The following is a 17890-nucleotide window of genomic DNA, read 5'->3' as shown; positions in this document are numbered from 1 at the left end:
TGCTCCTTAATATAACTTTTCCGGATAAAGGCCCTTTTTCACAAGCTCACTGATAGAATCCATTACGGTCTGCTTATCCTCTTTATAAGTTACGCCAAACCATTTATCATTGGTAGAAAGTACCTTAACAGAAACTTCTCCCCTCTTTATAAGCCTTCCTACCTCTTCCGGTAAAAGATATTCTGACTTTAATTCTTCACCTTCCGTCTTTAAGAAGCTGACAAAACCTGTCTCCAGCCTGGGAAGGAGTCCTGGCATAAAGCCCCACATATTCATGGATACAGGGCTGTTTAAATCAATGAGAACTTCTTCGCCTTCCTTCTCCCTTGAAACTGCGGAATTTCCTTTTCTTTCGATAGATCTGGTTTCTTTTATATCTATCAGATACCCGTCTTTGTCAGCCTGGCATACCCCTCTGGTTACAGTTCCGTTCTCACTTAAGGTATTTCCAAGAACAAATCCAGCCATGCAGTAGTCACTGCTCTGTACATCTGCCTGTACCAAATAGTCATGTATCTTGACAAAAGCCTCGCTACCATAATAATCATCGGCATTGATAACAGCAAATGGCTCCTTTATCATATCCTTGCAGCTAAGAACAGCCTGTCCTGTTCCCCAGGGTTTTGTTCTACCTTCCGGTACCTTAAAACCTTCCGGCAGATCTGCTATTTCCTGAAATGCATATTCCACTTCAACCTTTTCTGCTATACGGTTTCCGATTACTTCCTTAAAATCTTTTTCCAGGTCTTTTCTGATGATAAATATAATTTTATTAAAACCTGCCTTAATTGCATCATAGATGGAATAATCCATTATTATTTCGCCGCTTACACCTACCGGCTCAAGCTGCTTGATTCCCCCATATCTGCTGCCAAGCCCGGCTGCCATGATTACTAGTGTTGTTTTTTCCATAATTTCCTCCATACTAATATTATAAGAAGATTATACCTTAAAATTGTAAAACATGCACTATTTCTTTTTGGCTATATTAGCCATGTTCTAATTTTTTGCATATTACAGCTCTTTTATTCTCTCTGTAAGTCCGGAATACCTTCTCTGTTCACTTTCGTTGTCAATCATTATCTGAACCGTATCGGTACTGCCTACAATGGTTACACAATTTTTGGCCCTGGTAACGGCCGTATACAGGATATTTCTGTTTAGCAGCATCCTGGGGCCTGTTAAAAGCGGAAGCACCACTGCCGGATATTCACTGCCCTGGGACTTATGGATGGTGATGGCATAAGCAAGCTCTAACTCCTCCAGCTGGCTAAAGGGATATTCAACCATTCTCCCTTCATCAAATTCTACGGTCAGTTGTTCTGCAAAATGGTTAATTTCTTTAATAATCCCCGTATCCCCGTTGTAGATTCCCATTCCGCTCTCCGTCGTAATACCATAGCGGCTTTTGCTTTCCCATGCAAGCTGGTAGTTATTCTTAATCTGCATGACCTTATCGCCTTCGCGGAAAATGATGTTGTGATATTCCTTTTCCCGCTTTTCATCGGCAGGCGGATTCAGATACTGCTGCAAGACTCCATTCAGCTTTTCTACTCCCAGCTCCCCTTTTCTCATAGGAGTTAATACCTGTATATCAAAGGGAGATGCATTTACATATCCCGGCATCTTGTCCCTGACAAGCGCAATAGTGACACCAATAACATCCTTGACATCTTCTCGCTTTAACAAAAAGAAGTCCTTGGACTTGTTATTTAGCTCTATCTGCTCTCCCGCATTTATCTTATGCGCATTTACAATAATGTCACTTTCTTTTGCCTGCCGAAAAATTTTTGTAAGTTTTACCACATTAAAAGCATGGGAATTGATAATATCCTTTAATACATTCCCAGGTCCCACCGACGGAAGCTGGTTGACATCTCCTACCAGAATCAGCCTGGTGCCTACCGTCACGGCTCTAAGAAGTGCATGCATCAACGTGACATCCACCATGGACATCTCATCAATAATAATTACATCTGTTTCCAGGGGGTTGCCTTCATTTCTCTCAAATACCAGCTTGCCCTCCATGTCCCCTGACATCTTTGAGATTTCTAAAAGCCTATGAATAGTTTTTGCTTCATAGCCTGTGGTTTCCGTCATTCTCTTGGCAGCTCTGCCGGTAGGTGCCGCTAAAAGTAAGTCCATCCCTTCCGCCTCAAAGAAGCGGATAATTGCATTAATTGTGGTGGTCTTGCCGGTTCCAGGTCCTCCTGTTACTATTAGTATACCATTTCTTGCTGCTTCTATTACGGCAGTCCGCTGCAACTCGTCCAATTCTATCTGAAACTGCTTTTCTACGGATTTCAGGCGGTAATCAATCTCTATAAGGGGCAAATCATACTTAATATTCAAATCACTTAGCATTTTTGCAGTATTAAGCTCAAGATAATACAGTCCTGCACTGTAAATTTGTTTTTCTTCACCATTTGCTTTTATTATAATCTTTTTCTCTACCGAAAGGTTATTAATCTGCTCCGATATGCCCGCAGTTGAAATTCCCAACAATTCACATACCTTCCGGTACAATAATTCCTCCGGCAGATATACATGTCCATTGCTGCTGCCTTGAAGCAAAACATACAAAATGGCAGCCTTAATACGGTAATCTGACTCTGTCCCGATTCCGACTCTGGCAGCTATTTCATCGGCCAGTTTAAATCCCACCCCATTAATATCCTCTGCCAGCCTGTAGGGGTTTTCTTTTATGACCTGGTACATTCTGGTACCGTACTCTTTATATATCTTGACTGCAAGGGCTGTGGTAATCCCATATTGCTGCAAAAATATCATTGCTCCGCGCATATCTCTTTTCTCATTGAATTGCTTCGCAATTTCTCTTGCCATATGGTCACTGATGCCTTTTACTTCCGCCAGGCGTTCCGGCTCTTCTTCTATAATTCGAAAGGTATCTCCCTTAAACTTTCTGACAATACGCGCTGCCAGGGCACTTCCTACCCCTTTAATCGCCCCGGAGCCTAAGTATTTCTCAATAGAGTCAATATCTTCAGGTTCTTTAAATTCATAGGTCTCAATCAGGAACTGCTCTCCATAAATCTGGTGCGCCGTGTATTTGCCGCTGCACCGTATAAGCTCTCCTTCATTGATAAAGGTAAACGTTCCAACACAGGTGGTCTCTTCTTCATCTTTTACGAGGGTCAAAACGGTATAACCATTCTCGGCATTTCGAAATACTATCCGTTCTACATACCCTTCTATTTCTTCCGCCAACTTATCTTTCACCTGCTTTCTGCCTGTTACCTCTAAAATATATAAATTCCAGATTTCTCTGTGATATCTTTTCATATGGATTACAAATTGCGCCCAGAAAGCGGCTATCCCTCATTTCTTCATTCAGAAACAAAGTGCGGCGGTTTTCTAGGCGCAAGAATATATCATATGTAACTTTCATTAAGCATTGCGTTTCATGGATTCATAAAGCATTTGGGCTATGCCCAAACCGCCGTTTTCCATTACATCATCTGCGTACTTCTCATAGAGGGTATCTCCAAAATAAGAAACATAGGGGCTTTCCTCTTCTTCCGAACCAACAGTTTTCTTCATTTCCTTAAACATCTGCTCAACCAGATAGGATTCGAAACTTTTGCAGACATCCATCAATTCATCATCTGTCGCATTTTTAAGATTTTTATTTAAGGTATTCTCAAGCTTAGCAGTACCCTTTGAGGAATCTGCCTGGGCTAAAGCTGCATCAACTGAATAATTGCCGCCAATACTAATACTCATACTCTGCCTCCTTTACACTACCTGCGAAGGTTATTCGCCTGCTGAAGCATCTCATCCGCTGCATTAATTGCTTTGGAATTCATTTCATAAGCTCTCTGGGCAACAATTAAATCCACCATCTCGGTTGCTGCCTGTACGTTTGAATTTTCAAGATAGCCCCTCTTAACGGTGCTCTTCTTTAAAGCGGCATCCTGGCTTTCCAGCCTGGCTGTTCCGGAAGATGCTGTTTCCGTTAAAATACTGTTTGAAGTCTTCTCAAGTCCTGCCGGATTATTAAACTGTACAAGCCCTATCTGAATGCCTAAAGGCTCTACGGTTCCATTTTGGGGATAAAGAAAATTACCGTTTTCATCCAACGTAAGCAATGAGGGATCTTTATCAATACCAAATACAATTGGCGATCCCGAGGTATCAAGTACCGGGTAACCTTCCGTAGTAGCAAGGGTAAGTCCATTAGGTCCCATAGAAAGCCCAAAAGTACCGCTTCTTGTGTATCCGACGCTTCCATCACCGGTCTGTACCATAAAAAATCCATTTCCTTCTATTGCAAAATCATAGTCATTGTCTGTCTGTTTTAATACACCCTGGGTATACTGTGATACAATGGCAGAGTTCTTCACGCCAAGTCCTGTCTGCGCTCCGACAGGCTTTGTACCGCCTGTGCTGTCAGTTGACTTATTCTGAATTGTCTGATATAGCAAAGACTTAAATTGGGCAGTTTCCTTCTTATAGCCGGTTGTATTGATATTCGCCAGATTGTTTGATATGGTATCCACATTGGTCTGCTGGGAAATCATTCCGGAAGCTGCTGTCCACAATGAACGCATCATAGGTTTTTATTCCTTTCTATTGTACTATACTTTACCTACAGAATTGGCAGCCAGGTCAAGGGTCCCGTCTATGGTCTGTATCACCTTCTGGTTTGCTTCATAAGCTCTTGTTATAGCTATCATGCTGGTCATTTCTGCCACAACATTAACATTGGACTGCTCTGTATATCCCTGCTGGATTTTAGCAGTACTATCCAACTGGGTAGCACCGTCCTGTGCCAGATAGAAGCTGTCTCCCTGCTTCTTTAAGTAGCTGTAATCGGTAAAATCCGTCAGCTTTATTTTATCAACAAATACTCCGTCGGCATAAATGCCTCCGTTTTCATCCACCTTGACATTTGCCGTATTGTCTGGAATTGTAATCTCTCCGCCTTCACCCATCAGAGTATTGCCGTTGACATCCACAAGCTTGCCGCTCTGATCCATCGTAAAAGAACCATCTCTTGTATACTTTACAACTTCATTTCCGTTTTTATCGGTGGTGGATACGTTGAAAAAGCCTTTTCCCTGAATGGCAAAATCAAAGGTATTACCTGTGCTTCGAAAGGAACCCTGGTCATAATTTGTGTAGACTTCCCCAATCTTCACACCAAGGCTCATCTTTCCTATCTGCTTGTCCGTATAATTTTCGGACATATCTTTTACTTTATAAGTTAATAAATTACGAAATGACTGGTTGGTAACACCGTCCTTCTTATAACCGGTCGTAGCTGCATTGGCAAGGTTATTTGTTATTACGTCAAGACGTTTTTGTTCATTAGCCATGCCAGTCCAGGATGTGAATAAACCCTTAACCATTTTAACTGCCCTCTTTTCTGAATATCAAATCCAAAAACCATATATTTATTTATCGGATATATTGCTCTTTTTCTTAATCCCTGGAGCCGCTTAAATATTCAATATATTTTCCGGTACCGATAGCAACTGCTGTCATGGGGTCTTCGGCTGTCATGGTATTAATACCTGTTTTATTCTCGATCAATTCTTCCAGTCCATAAAGAAGGCATCCGCCGCCGGTTAACACAATACCTCTGTCGGCAATATCTGCTGCCAGTTCCGGAGGAGTTTTCTCTAATACACTGTGCACCGCTTCAACAATCTGGGATGTTGTTTCTTTTAAAGCCTCTTCCGTTTCATCGGAGCTGACCGTTATGGTCTTGGGAAGTCCTGTAACCAGGTTACGGCCCCTTACGTCCATGGTAACAACTTCCGGTCTCTTAAATGCAGAGCCGATATTTATCTTAATCTCTTCGGCAGTTCTCTCACCGATTAAAAGATTGTGTTTCTTACGCATATATCTTACGATTGCTTCATCAAAATCATCACCGGCAATCTTAATAGAAGTACTTACTACCGTTCCTCCTAAGGAAATTACTGCGATATCAGTTGTGCCGCCGCCGATATCTACAATCATATTACCGCAGGGTCTGTAAATTTCAATACCCGCGCCAATGGCTGCAGCTATAGGCTCTTCAATAATCTTAACATCTCTGGCACCTGCCTGATAAGTAGCATCCTCAACTGCCTTCTTTTCTACTTCTGTTACTCCGCTGGGTACGCACACACTTATTACAGGCTTACGAAAACGGTGCTTGCCAACAGCCTTCTGAATAAAATATTTAAGCATCTTTTCTGTAACCGTATAGTCTGATATAACTCCCTGTCTTAAAGGACGGACAGCCACGATATTACCGGGTGTTCTTCCAAGCATAAGCCTTGCTTCTTCTCCAATTGCCCTTACTTTATTTGTATCTCTGTCAAAAGCAACCACTGAGGGTTCCTTTAATACCACGCCTTTACCCTTTAGATAAACCAATACACTTGCCGTTCCTAAATCAATTCCTATATCACTGCCTAACATATCTTATCTCCTTTCAGATTCTATCTGTTCTTTTGCGACTTTGTAGTCAGCTTCTTCTCTTCCAGCCGGCATCTATATAATGTCTAATAATTTAACAATTTCCAGTACACAGTATCCAGTATCTTTCTCTCATAGGCATAAAATTTATAGACTCTGGATATATTTTGACAGCATTACAGCTTTCACTCTAATTTTTTCCATAAACCTGTCAATTAAACATACTCTTTTCTATTATATACATATTTATAGTTTTTTTCAAAGGAATTTTTAGAAATAATAGAATCTTAAGATTTCAGATAAAAAATGTGACAAAATACACCTTAAAAGCCCTGCTATTCCAGTATTTCTTACGGAATAACAGGGCTGATTGCAGAGCAGCTTTTCTTTATTTTGTTTCATCAATATATAATAAGGTACGAAGCAGTACATTCGCTCCCTTATAACAATTTTCAACAGGTGTATATTCAATCTCACAATGGCTGTGCCCGCCGATGCTTGGTACAAATATCATGGTAGCAGGTACCATATCAATCATGAACTGGGCATCATGTCCCGGACCGCTGTAGATTCTGCGGCCCAGGTATCCGTATTCCTTTGCGCTCTTTTCCACTATGCTTACTAATTCAGGTGTAAAAGTAACGGTATTTCTGGACCAGGCTTTCTCATAAGTTAATTCGCATTTTTCGATAACCGGCGGAAAGCTTTCTATTATCTCAAGCACCTGCTTAATGACCTCCGGGTCCTGATGTCTTGCATCCAGAGTAAATTTCACTTCATCCGGAATGATGGTGTGGATATTGGGATGGCAGGAAATCTTTCCTGTGGTGTAAACCAGCTTTTTATCCAGTTTATCCAGTTCGTCGTGAAGATATTGTATCGTCTTTGCCGCAGCATACAGGGCATCTCTGCGGTAGGGCATCGGTGTTGTGCCCGCATGACCGGCCTGACCGGAAAGGGTGAACTCATAATTAATCATACCGCAGACGCCTTCTACAATTCCAATATCCACCTTTTCTGCTTCCAGTACCGGCCCCTGTTCAATGTGCAGCTCTACAAGCGCAGTGCATTTCTCCGGGGTAATCCGGTTCTTTTCTTCTCCTTTGTAGCCACTGGCATCCAGTGCCTCACCAAAAGTATACCCGGGGATATCCTTTGCAGCGGAGGCAAGCATGGTATCTTTGTCGAATTTGCCGCAGATAACACCGGAAGACATCATGGCAGGCTCAAAGCGTGCGCCTTCCTCGTTGGTCCACACAACCACAGTAATGGGATGCCTGTGCGGAATCTTTTCTTTCACAATGGTTTCTGCCGCCTCCATGGCTGTCAGGACACCCAGGATTCCATCATAATTGCCTCCCTGTCTTACGGAATCCATATGGGAACCGGAATAAATGGCAGGCAGATCTTCTTCTCCGGGAATCGTTGCGTACATGTTCGCCATATCATCAGTCACGACAATGGCGCCGATTGCCTCCATTCTCTTTACAAATTCCGCTCTTGCCGCCAGAGCTTCCTCCGATAAGGAAAACCTTGTGATTCCTCCCCTTCCGGTATCTCCAAATTTACTAAAGGTTTTTATTTTTTCTTCCATTCTTTCTAAGCTGCATGTCATATTATTCTACCTCCCTTTTCGCTTGCACATCGGTTCATTCCATAGAAAAAACATATTTGTTACCTGATCGGTTATTTAACCTGTTGCTTCTTCTAATTTGGCTACTCTTACTCCCTGCCTAACTGCCCCTGCCGGACAAACCGCCAGGCAAAGATGGCAGCCTACGCATTTCCCCGGATTCATAATTGGCTTCCCTGTCTCCTCATCCTGTCTTAAAGCCTGATGTCCGCCGTCATAGCAGGATAAATAGCACCTTCCGCAGCCAATGCATTTACTCTTATCGAATCTGGGATAGCAGATGCTGTCACGGTTTAGTTCTTCTGCCGGAATAATCTTAGGCAGGGCTTTCCCAATAATTTCGGTAACACTTTTTAAACCGTGGATGCTTAAATACAACTGCATTCCCTCTATCATATCTTCAATAATACGGTAACCGTATTGCATGACGGAGGTGGTTACCTGAATATTTTCACAGCCAAGGCTTAAGAATTCCGCCGCGTCCCGCCAGGTTTCAATTCCTCCCATACCGCTGATGGGTACCTCTTTCAGCTTATCACAGGTTTTCATGGAATGGATAAACCGAAGTGCAATGGGCTTTATTGCTTTTCCGGAATATCCGCCGACACTGGTCTTTCCCTCCACATCCGGCCCGGAGGAAAAGGTTTCAAGATTTATGTTCATGATACTTTTAATCGTATTAATGGCAGCTATTCCATCCGCCCCGGCTTTGACTGCCGCAACGGCCGGAATCTCCATATTGCCGATGTTTGGAGTCATCTTTGCAAGAATCGGAAGATGAGTACCCTTTCTTGCAGCTCTGGTATAGGCACTGACTAATTCGGGATTCTGACCGACATCGGAGCCAAGCCCATCTGCTGCCATATGGGGACAGGAAAAGTTACATTCAATAATATCCGCTCCTGCCTCTGTCATCAGCTTCGCCAGATAGGTCCACTCCTCCTCTGTCTGACCCATAATGGAAGCAATGATTACCTTGGCAGGATAATCCCTCTTCAGATGTTTTAAAAAGCCCAAATTTTCCAAAAGGGAATGGTCTGAAATCTGCTCAATATTCTTAAAGCCAATAAAAGGCACTGATTCCTTGCGTAATGCATCAAATCTCGGAGATACCTCTTTTGGCACAAAGGTCCCGATTGTTTTAAATGCAACCCCGGCCCAGCCCATCTCAAAAGCCTTGGCAACCATTTCATAATTGCTTCCCACCACAGAGGAAGACAGGAAAAACGGATTCTCACAAGGTACCCCGCAAAAAATAATAGATAAGTCTGCATTCTCTGGCTTTACCTTTTGATAGGATACCGTTTCTTCCATCATCTCATCAATTGGCACCGGACGGTTGATTTTTTTCTTAAGGCAGGCCTCCATACAGGCTTTTGATGTACAGGTACCGCAGGGTATTTTCTGGGGAAGTCTGTTTGCCGCTCCCGCCTTATTCTCAAATCGCAGTGACCGGATAACGGTGTCCACCGGCAGGTTATGAGGGCAGGCTTTGGTACAGGGAGGATTGTTACAGAGGAGGCATCCTCCTGCTTCTTCCATAATTGAAATATCTCGATATACTAAATTGTTCAAAATTACATCTCCCTCCTGCTTAAGGCATTAGCTCAATGCTGTCTTGCGTTTTACAAATTGCCCATATCCCGGCTCCCCGGTAAATTCACCGTTATCATATACCATTCTGCCTCTGACATAGGTCTGAACCGGATACCCGTGAAGCTTCTTGCCTTCCCATATGGTATGGTCATAGTCAGAATGCATCGTGTTTACCGATATTGTGAAGTCTTTCTCCTTGTCGTAAATAACAATATCTGCATCCTTACCGACGGTTAAGGAACCCTTCGTATCACACCCAAAGATTTTGGCCGGATTTGTGGAACACAGCTCAACGGCACGGTTAAAGCTTATCTTCCCGCTATTAGCTGCTGCCAGCATGTAGGGATAAAGATTTTCTACCCCTGCGCATCCATTGGGAATCTTGGTGAAATCATCCTTTCCCCAGTCCTTTTCATAGCTTTGGAAAGGGCAGTGATCCGTAGCCACGGTATCAATGGTTCCTTTCTTAATTGCGTCCCATAAGGCATCCTGGCTTTCCTGTCCTTTTATCGGAGGGGAGCATACAAAGTTCCTTCCATCCTCTCTTTTGTACACCTCATTGGTAAACTCCAGGTACTGGGGACAAGTTTCTATAAAAATCGGATGTCCAGCTGTCTTTGCTTCCACTGCTGCTAAAAGCCCCTCTTTATCTGCCATGTGAACGATGTATAAAGGAGCTTCCACGGATTTTGCCCAGTGAACAGCTCTTTTGTCAGCTTCTGCTTCTACAAATTCCGGCCTGCTCAAGTAATGGTACCAGGCAGAGGTTTTGCCTTCCTTTAAGAATTTCTCTATATTCAGGTCAATTACATCCGGATTTTCCGCATGAATATTTGTAATCGCACCAACTTCTTTCGCTTTTAATAAAATCTTTATAAAAGTACCGTCATCCACCATCATGCCTTCCTTCTTATACACAAAGAAGCATTTGAAGCTGGTGACACCCGAATCCACGGAAGCTTGAAATTCTTCCAGTAATTCTCCGCCGTTTAAGTCTGTGATAATACAGTGGAAGGCATAATCCACGCAAGCCTCCGGATCACACATTGCTTTTCTTGACTCAATTGTTCCTAAGATGCCTTTTCCCTTTCTCTGCATGGGATAGTCAAATACGGTAGTAACACCCCCACAGGCAGCCGCCCTTGTTCCTGATAAATAACCGTCTGCCGATACCGTTCCGCCAAATGGCATTGCCAGATGGGTATGAGCATCAATAGCCCCGGGTAATACAAGCTTTCCCGTTGCATCTACTGTTTTTGCTGCCTCCATGGAAAGATTTGATCCGATGCAGGCAATTTTGCCATCCTTTACTGCAATATCGGCAACAAAGCTCTCCTTTGCTGTTACAATCGTTCCGTTTTTAATAATCAGATCCATTATTACCGCACCTCCTAATCCTTCTGCCGCCATACGGCCAATCAATCCGCCTGCTGTTTCAGACAATTCTATATCTGTTTCCTGTTTGTGCAGTTTAAGAATATCAATAGACCTGCCGCAACGGCTGTTATAACAGCCGTTATTTCCAGCAGCCCTATCACAAGAAATCCAGAGGATTACTTATTAATTTTATACACCAGTACAAGACCGGATCTTTGGTATACCTGTGTTACTTCCACTAAGTCCATGCCGCCTGCTTTTGCCGCAATCAGGTTGGATACCCAGGTTACACCAAAGTCAACCTGACCGGTATATACTGCTGTTGTTTCACCAATGTCACCGCCGCCGGGAACAATCTTGACATTTAAACCAGCTTCGCTGTAGTAGCCTTTGTCAAGTGCCACGTAATATCCCATGAACTGCGCCTGGGGCAGCCATTTCAACTGAATGGATACATCTTTTTTCTCCGGAGTGAATTTACCGTCGGATGCGGCTGCTGCTGTAAAGAAAGAAGTATCTCTGATATCATCGAGGGTAAGTGTCTGTAATTTATCGGCTGCTGCAGAGTCGTCTAACTTAATATACTTCTTAGCAAGATCCAGTGTCTGCTGCATGGCTGTGTCATCCATATTTCCGTAATTGGTAACAGCTGCACCGGTCATATCTGTTTCCACTAACTTCTTAACCTCTCCTGCCATGTATGCCTGATGGTCTGCCGATACGGACGAACCGTATTTGTAGACGATTTGGGCTGCTTCATCAGGATTGGCACAGGCATATGCCCAGCCCTTCATGGAAGCATAAATAAATGCTTTTACTGTCTCGGGGTTCTCTTTTGCAAACTTGCCTGTTGTAAAGATGTTATCCTCAAGCATTGCTACCCCTTCATCATTCATGTCGATGTATTTTACGCCATCGCCGTAACCGTAGCCGCCGTCATAGGAGTTTTTTACCAGCCCAAGTTCGTTGTAGGTCATGGCAGATGCTAAGAGAATGGAATCATCATCAAAGCCGTCCATATCAAATGCCTGGCTTAGGTAAGTAGTAGGCTGATTGTATTTCGTTAAAAGAGCCTGTATTTCATACTCGTTGCCAAGCCCCCAGTTACCAACCATACCCTTTCCTGCCGCATCGGTTACAACACTTTCTACGGATGCATCTGCCGAATAATAAGGTCCGGCTGCTTCAGTTGCAGCAGGTGCTTCTGTCGGTGTCAAAGCTTCTTCCGTTGCCGTAGGTGCCTCTGTTGCAGCGTTATCGGATACATTTTCTGCCTTCTTGCCGCAGCCGGCAAGTGCGGTAATCAGAAGTACACACATCATAAGTAATGCACTGATTTTTCTTAAATATAATCTTTTCATAAATTAAGCCTCCTTTTAGTGTAATCTGCGGTTATTTATTATAAAAAGCAAGATAGCTTTTATAATCAAAAGTTTGTTTTGATTAACGGCGTCCCTTCAATAAAACACCTTCAACGATTAATAGAATTACATACATTACAATTCCAATCCCACAGGCTATGGCAATGTAAGCCCAGGCAGTTGCATATTGTGCAAGCACGATATTCTCACGAATCTGGCGTCCTACCCCAATAACATATTCGGCAAAGTATTCACTGACCAGGGCACTGATTACACAGGCCGGTACGCTGATTCTTAGAGCAGTAAAGACATAGGGAATGCTGTTTGGAACACGAAGCTTAAAGAATATAGCCGTCTTTTTTGCAGCATAGGATTCCATCAAATCCAGTGAAAAAGGTTTTAATTCTGTAAAGCCACGATAGGAATTAATACTCATGGAGACGGTACAGGTAATCATAACCACCAGCATTTTTGCAAACATACTTCTGATGTTGGGGTCCTTGCTGAAATCCTTGGTCAGATTGTTAAGGATAGGGGCTATAGCAATAATCGGTATTGCATTAAAGGCAGATGCTATGGTAAGTCCTCCCGAACCCCATTTAGGAAATACCGTTGCTACAATTGCAAGCAAATATCCAAATAACGAGCCTAAAACCAAACCACCCAGAGCAACAATAACCGTCGCTCTTACATTTATCAGAATGTTACTCCAATTATCCGTAATGATTCCAAAGATCCTTTTGGGAAGCGGTAAGGTAAAGGTGTCCGCTCCGATGATTTTATGAAGCAGCTGTGTCTGCCACAGAACTGCTATTAACACGCCAAATAATACCGGATATAGAATTGTGGTGATTGTCTGCCGGTTGAATTTGCTACGCAGTTTTTTCATCTGCATTCACCTCTGCTTTCACTTTTGGTCCCTTACGCTTGTAAGGGGAGAGTATTTTTTCAATTACCATCATCAGATAGTAGCTAAGAATTCCAATAATTGCACTGAAGAATACTATCTGCCAAAATACATAGATGGACATGGCATGCTTTAAGGATTGGGACAGCATAGTTCCAAGCCCCCCTCCTCCCTGCAGGGTATCTACTAAGATGGAAGCCGTAATTGCCATTGGAGCGGATATTTTAAGCCCGGTAAAGAAATATGGCATACAGGAGGGTATTAATAACTTGCTGTAAATCTGGTATTTGGTAGCGGCAATGGAATACATAAGCTCGTGCTTTTCCTTTTCCACTGCCTTAAAACCAGCCAGGGTATTCGTTGCTACCGGATAAAAGGTCAAAATTGCCGCAATCACAATACGGCTTTTATTGATATCCTTGGTAATTGCCAGTACAATAGGTGCCATACCAAGAATCGGAATCATCTGAACAATCATCAGATAAGGAAATACGGTCTTCTCAACAGTCAGGAACATGTTCATTAACAGAGCTAATATAAAACCAATTGCCGTACCAATCAGAAATCCGATTCCCGCCCGCAACAGAGTAATTCCGGCATTGCTTAGTACAATCTGCAATGCAGTTTGGGTACTGTTTACCTTATTTGTGCTAAAGACGGATTCCAAAATCTGATACAGATGAGGCAGAACATTTTCCGGCGAACGCTTCGTCTGTGCTACGATGGCTGCTCCGATTTCCCATAAGATAATAAGACCGATAACCCATACGACTGTTACCATCTTTTTTGAGTTAAGAGCTTTCTTAATCAGGTTCATGTAATCTTCCTTTCTTAGTTAAAGCCAGGGATTTTCTGCTCCCTACAGGCTTTCAAAGCTTTTTCGTACCTTAACCACCAATTCATTGAATTCCTGTGTGTTCTTGATTTCCAAGCTTCTTGGTCTTTCAAGGGTAATATCAACCACTGCGGATACTCTTCCCGGATGGGGCGATAACACCACTACCCGGTCGGATAGAAATACTGCCTCCTGGATGTTATGGGTAACGAATAAAATCGTCTTATTTGTCTTCTTCCAAATACGAAGTAAATCCTCGTGTAACTTTTCCTTTGTAAATTCATCCAATGCGGAAAAGGGTTCATCCATCAGAAGGATTTCAGGCTTAATTGCCAGGGCTCTTGCAATTCCTACTCTCTGCTGCATACCGCCGCTTAACTGGTGGGGATACTTCTTGCCAAATTCCATTAATCCCACTAATTCCAGCATCTTTGTAACCCTCGCTGTTCTTTCCTTTTTCGGTATTCCCATCATTTCCATGGGCATGCAGACATTCCGCCTTACGCTTCTCCAGTCATACAGCACAGGATTTTGAAATACAATTCCGTATTTCTTCTGGAGTCTGATTTCCCTGGGTGACTGCCCTCTGACAGAAATACCTCCCGAGGTAGGCTGCTGTAGATCTGCTATAGTACGAAGCAATGTAGTCTTTCCGCATCCGGAAGGCCCCAGTAAGGAAATAAATTCTCCCTGCCTGATATCCAGATTAATGTTCTGCAATGCTGTAATCGGTGCTCCGCCTTCCTTATCCGGAAAGCTTATGCATAAATCTTTTATTTTAATTTCAATATCAAAATCTTTCTCCATTGACAAATCTCTATCTTCCTTATCAATCTCTGCTTCATCCTTTGCTGCTAAATTTGATACTGCCATAAAATACCTCCTTACATTTCCTTGGCTTTATACTTCTTCTGCAATAAGTTTTGGTAATAACAAAAATGGCGTAAAGTTTTCTACTCTACGCCATCGTAAATTATAATTCCTATTCACTTACCAAAGTCTTTCATATATTTTCAGTAAATCTTCTTTTGTCACTTCTTTGATTGTATTTGACGGGCTCCCGCTTGCCATAGCATCCTCTGCCATCTTATCAGCCACTGCTTCAAATGCACTCTTGTTTATTCCATACTCTTCCAAGGTTGGGATATTGCAGTGCTTACAAAGCTTAACCAGTTCTTCGATAAAAGCCCCGGCGGCTTTAATATCACCCGTGGTATCCTCTGCCGTTCCGATTGCCCTTGCCAGTCTGGCAAACCGTTCATAGCTGCCATCCAGTGCAAAGGTAAGACATTCTTTTATTAACATTGCATTGGAAATACCATGTGGAACATGAAACAAGGCTCCTATGGGTCTGCTCATACCGTGGACCAGGGTTACGGAAGCATTATTGATACCAACCCCTGCTTCAAATGCTGCAAGCTGCATCTCTTCCCTTGCTTTTTCATCACTTCCGTTACTGTAGGCTATGGGAAGGTATTTGAAAATCCTCTTCACTGCCGACAGAGCATAATTTTCTGTCAACGGAGTACTTTTTCTGGAAGTATAGGCTTCCACCGCATGGGTCAATGCATCCATCCCCGTTGCCGCAGTGATGTCGGGCGGTGAAGTCAGGGTAAAGGTCGGGTCAATTACTGCAAGGTCGGGCAATAAGGAATTCCCCTTTAAAAGCATCTTAATACCCTTTACAGAATCCGTTATTACCGTAAACTTTGTCGCCTCGGAACCGGTACCTGCTGTAGTAGGGATTAATACCATGGGCGGAAATTTACCCATGATATCTCTTCCCATATAATCGGATATCTTACCGGGAAGCACTGTCATGGCTGCAATAGCCTTTGCACTGTCAAGGGGACTTCCGCCTCCGATAGCGATCAGGAAATCACAGCCGGTCTGCTTATAAGCTTTCACACCAGCCTCAATCATCACATCCGTAGGTTCTCCGGTGATATCATTGAATACAACATATTCAATTCCCCAGCTTTCCAGATAACCGGTAAGTGTGCCAACTATGCCTGCCCTGGTAACAATCCTGCCCGTAACCACAAATGCTTTCTTTCCAAGAGCTTTTATGGCTGTTTCACTGGCTTCCAGAGCATTTTTTCCTATAAAAACATTGCGTGGTAATGTAAATTGATATGCCATAATAACCTCCTGATAATAAAAAAAACAACGGCGGAATCTTCCTAAAATAGCTCCGTCGCTGTTTAAAATCAATTATTTATACTTCAGAATTAATATAGACGAATTATATATCATGGACAAGCGGAAAATCAATTACTATATGACCAATATTATCTGTTCAACTGCACAATCACTTCTTTAATTAGATAAACTCCTTATCTACAATTGAAAGTACTTCATCAAGCTTTTCCAGTTCTTCCAGAATCTGCTCCTTTGTTATGATTAAGGGAGGAGCAATCAGAATCATGTTCTCATGGGTATAGGTCATGAATTTTCTTTCTTTTAATTTTCCAAGAATCTTCCCCATAGTGCCCTCCGGATCTTTTCCATAAGGCACAAGGGCTTCCTTTGTAGTCTTATCTTTTACCAGCTCAACGGCAGAGAACAGTCCTATATAGCGTACATCTCCGACACAGGAATGGGCTGCTTTTAATTCTTCTAATTTTTCGCCAAGAACCTCCCCGACCTCATTGACATGCTCAAGGATATTTACTTCCTCGTAGTAATTCACACAGGCAACTCCCGCTGCGCAGGCCAGCGGATGCCCGCTGTAGGTTAAACCGCAGGACAGCAGATTATCGTCAAAATATTCTGCAATCTTTTTGCTGACCACCACTCCGCCAAGAGGTACATAGCCGCAGGTCACCCCTTTAGCAAAGGTTACGATATCCGGCTTTATATCAAAATTCTCAAAAGCAAACATCTTGCCGGTCCTTCCCCAGCCTGCCATTACCTCATCACATATTAAAAGGATACCGAATTCATCGCAAAGTGCTCTCATCCCCGGCAAATAACCCTTGGGCGGAATCAATACACCGTTGGAGCCGGTTATAGTCTCAATTACAATAGCAGCCACACTGTTTGGTCCTTCATAAAGGATTTGCTCTCTTAACTTTGCAATATAGTATTTTGTAGCTGCTTCCTCTGATTCAAAGGGGACTGCCTCTCTATAGATATACGGATCAAAAAACTTAACGAACCCCGGAATCCCCGGTTCTAAGGGATACCTTCTTGGCTCACCGGTCAGATTCCCCGCTCCGAAGGAGGAACCATGATAGCTGCGGTACCTGCTGAAGATTTTAAATCTACCGGTATACATACGTGCCATCTTAACGGCATTTTCATTGGCTTCCGCACCGGCATTGGTAAAGAAAACCTTCCCCATGTTATCCGGCATCAACTCAATAATCTTTTTTGCAAGCTTTGCCCTGGCTTCAACTGCATAGGAAGGTGCCGCATAGCAGAACTTATCCACCTGCTCCTTGATAGCATCATTAATTGCCTTATTCCCAAAGCCAACATTCATATTAACCAACTGGGCAGACATATCCGTATAGCGGTTTCCCTCATAATCCCAAAAATAAATTCCCTCCCCTTTCTCTACGGGAATTGGATTAAGCCCCTTTTGCTTACTCCAGGATTGTAGGCTATACTCTTTTTGCATGCTCTTAACTTCTTCACCTGTCATATCATCATCCTCCTTACAAGAAAGAGTCTGGCTTGCCAGACTCTGGTGCTGATGCACCGTCACGCAGTGACAACTTCCTTGGCGCATCATGTGCATCCTG

The 17890-nt window shown here is 43.0% G+C and carries 15 protein-coding genes; all 15 read right to left on the bottom strand.

Features of this window, described 5'->3' with window-relative positions; translation table 11 throughout:
- Positions 1 to 6 precede the first annotated feature (6 nt).
- On the bottom strand, positions 7 to 912 hold the full coding sequence (locus BUF11_RS11735) for a nucleotidyltransferase family protein (RefSeq protein WP_073589031.1): 906 nt from the start codon (positions 910 to 912) through the stop codon (positions 7 to 9).
- Between the two features lie 102 nt (positions 913 to 1014).
- Positions 1015 to 3303, bottom strand: coding sequence for an SF1B family DNA helicase RecD2 (gene recD2 / locus BUF11_RS11730; RefSeq protein ID WP_084558616.1), 2289 nt, complete (start codon positions 3301 to 3303; stop codon positions 1015 to 1017).
- 105 nt (positions 3304 to 3408) lie between these two features.
- Positions 3409 to 3744, bottom strand: coding sequence for a rod-binding protein (locus BUF11_RS11725; protein WP_073589030.1), 336 nt, complete (start codon positions 3742 to 3744; stop codon positions 3409 to 3411).
- A 17-nt stretch (positions 3745 to 3761) separates the two neighbouring features.
- Entirely contained in the window at positions 3762 to 4574 is an 813-nt protein-coding gene (locus BUF11_RS11720; RefSeq protein ID WP_073589029.1) for a flagellar hook-basal body protein, read from the bottom strand.
- A gap of 24 nt (positions 4575 to 4598) precedes the next feature.
- Positions 4599 to 5372, bottom strand: a complete 774-nt coding sequence (gene flgF / locus BUF11_RS11715; protein WP_073589028.1) for a flagellar basal-body rod protein FlgF — start codon at positions 5370 to 5372, stop codon at positions 4599 to 4601.
- A gap of 73 nt (positions 5373 to 5445) precedes the next feature.
- Positions 5446 to 6435 carry a rod shape-determining protein gene (gene mreB / locus BUF11_RS11710; protein ID WP_073589027.1) on the bottom strand — a complete coding sequence of 330 codons (990 nt, stop codon included), beginning with the start codon at positions 6433 to 6435 and terminating at the stop codon, positions 5446 to 5448.
- 385 nt (positions 6436 to 6820) lie between these two features.
- Positions 6821 to 8047 (bottom strand): Zn-dependent hydrolase, encoded by a 1227-nt coding sequence (locus tag BUF11_RS11705; RefSeq protein WP_073589026.1) that lies wholly within the window; start codon positions 8045 to 8047, stop codon positions 6821 to 6823.
- A 75-nt stretch (positions 8048 to 8122) separates the two neighbouring features.
- Positions 8123 to 9640, bottom strand: a complete 1518-nt coding sequence (gene preA / locus BUF11_RS11700; protein WP_073589025.1) for an NAD-dependent dihydropyrimidine dehydrogenase subunit PreA — start codon at positions 9638 to 9640, stop codon at positions 8123 to 8125.
- Between the two features lie 27 nt (positions 9641 to 9667).
- A complete protein-coding gene (gene hydA / locus BUF11_RS11695; RefSeq protein ID WP_073589104.1) occupies positions 9668 to 11038 on the bottom strand; it encodes a dihydropyrimidinase in 1371 nt (456 codons plus the stop codon).
- 176 nt (positions 11039 to 11214) lie between these two features.
- Positions 11215 to 12399, bottom strand: coding sequence for an ABC transporter substrate-binding protein (locus BUF11_RS11690; protein ID WP_073589024.1), 1185 nt, complete (start codon positions 12397 to 12399; stop codon positions 11215 to 11217).
- An 82-nt stretch (positions 12400 to 12481) separates the two neighbouring features.
- Complete coding sequence (locus BUF11_RS11685) at positions 12482 to 13288, bottom strand: ABC transporter permease (protein WP_073589102.1); 807 nt, start codon at positions 13286 to 13288, stop codon at positions 12482 to 12484.
- On the bottom strand, positions 13272 to 14123 hold the full coding sequence (locus BUF11_RS11680) for an ABC transporter permease (protein ID WP_175562045.1): 852 nt from the start codon (positions 14121 to 14123) through the stop codon (positions 13272 to 13274). Before BUF11_RS11680 ends, BUF11_RS11685 begins: the two co-directional genes overlap by 17 nt.
- Positions 14124 to 14165: 42 nt before the next feature.
- Positions 14166 to 15014 carry an ABC transporter ATP-binding protein gene (locus BUF11_RS11675; protein ID WP_084558615.1) on the bottom strand — a complete coding sequence of 283 codons (849 nt, stop codon included), beginning with the start codon at positions 15012 to 15014 and terminating at the stop codon, positions 14166 to 14168.
- Positions 15015 to 15131: 117 nt separating this feature from the next.
- A complete protein-coding gene (locus tag BUF11_RS11670; RefSeq protein ID WP_073589023.1) occupies positions 15132 to 16283 on the bottom strand; it encodes an iron-containing alcohol dehydrogenase in 1152 nt (383 codons plus the stop codon).
- 181 nt (positions 16284 to 16464) lie between these two features.
- The gene (locus BUF11_RS11665; protein WP_278277144.1) at positions 16465 to 17880 is read right to left on the bottom strand and encodes an aminotransferase class III-fold pyridoxal phosphate-dependent enzyme; all 1416 of its coding nucleotides are present in this window, start codon (positions 17878 to 17880) and stop codon (positions 16465 to 16467) included.
- Between the last annotated feature and the right edge of the window lie 10 nt (positions 17881 to 17890).

Source organism: Anaerocolumna xylanovorans DSM 12503, assembly GCF_900143645.1.
Taxonomy (GTDB): Bacteria; Bacillota; Clostridia; order Lachnospirales; family Lachnospiraceae; genus Anaerocolumna; species Anaerocolumna xylanovorans.
The sequence above is the reverse complement of the archived record's forward strand: the minus strand, read 5'-3'. Positions and strand labels throughout refer to the sequence as shown.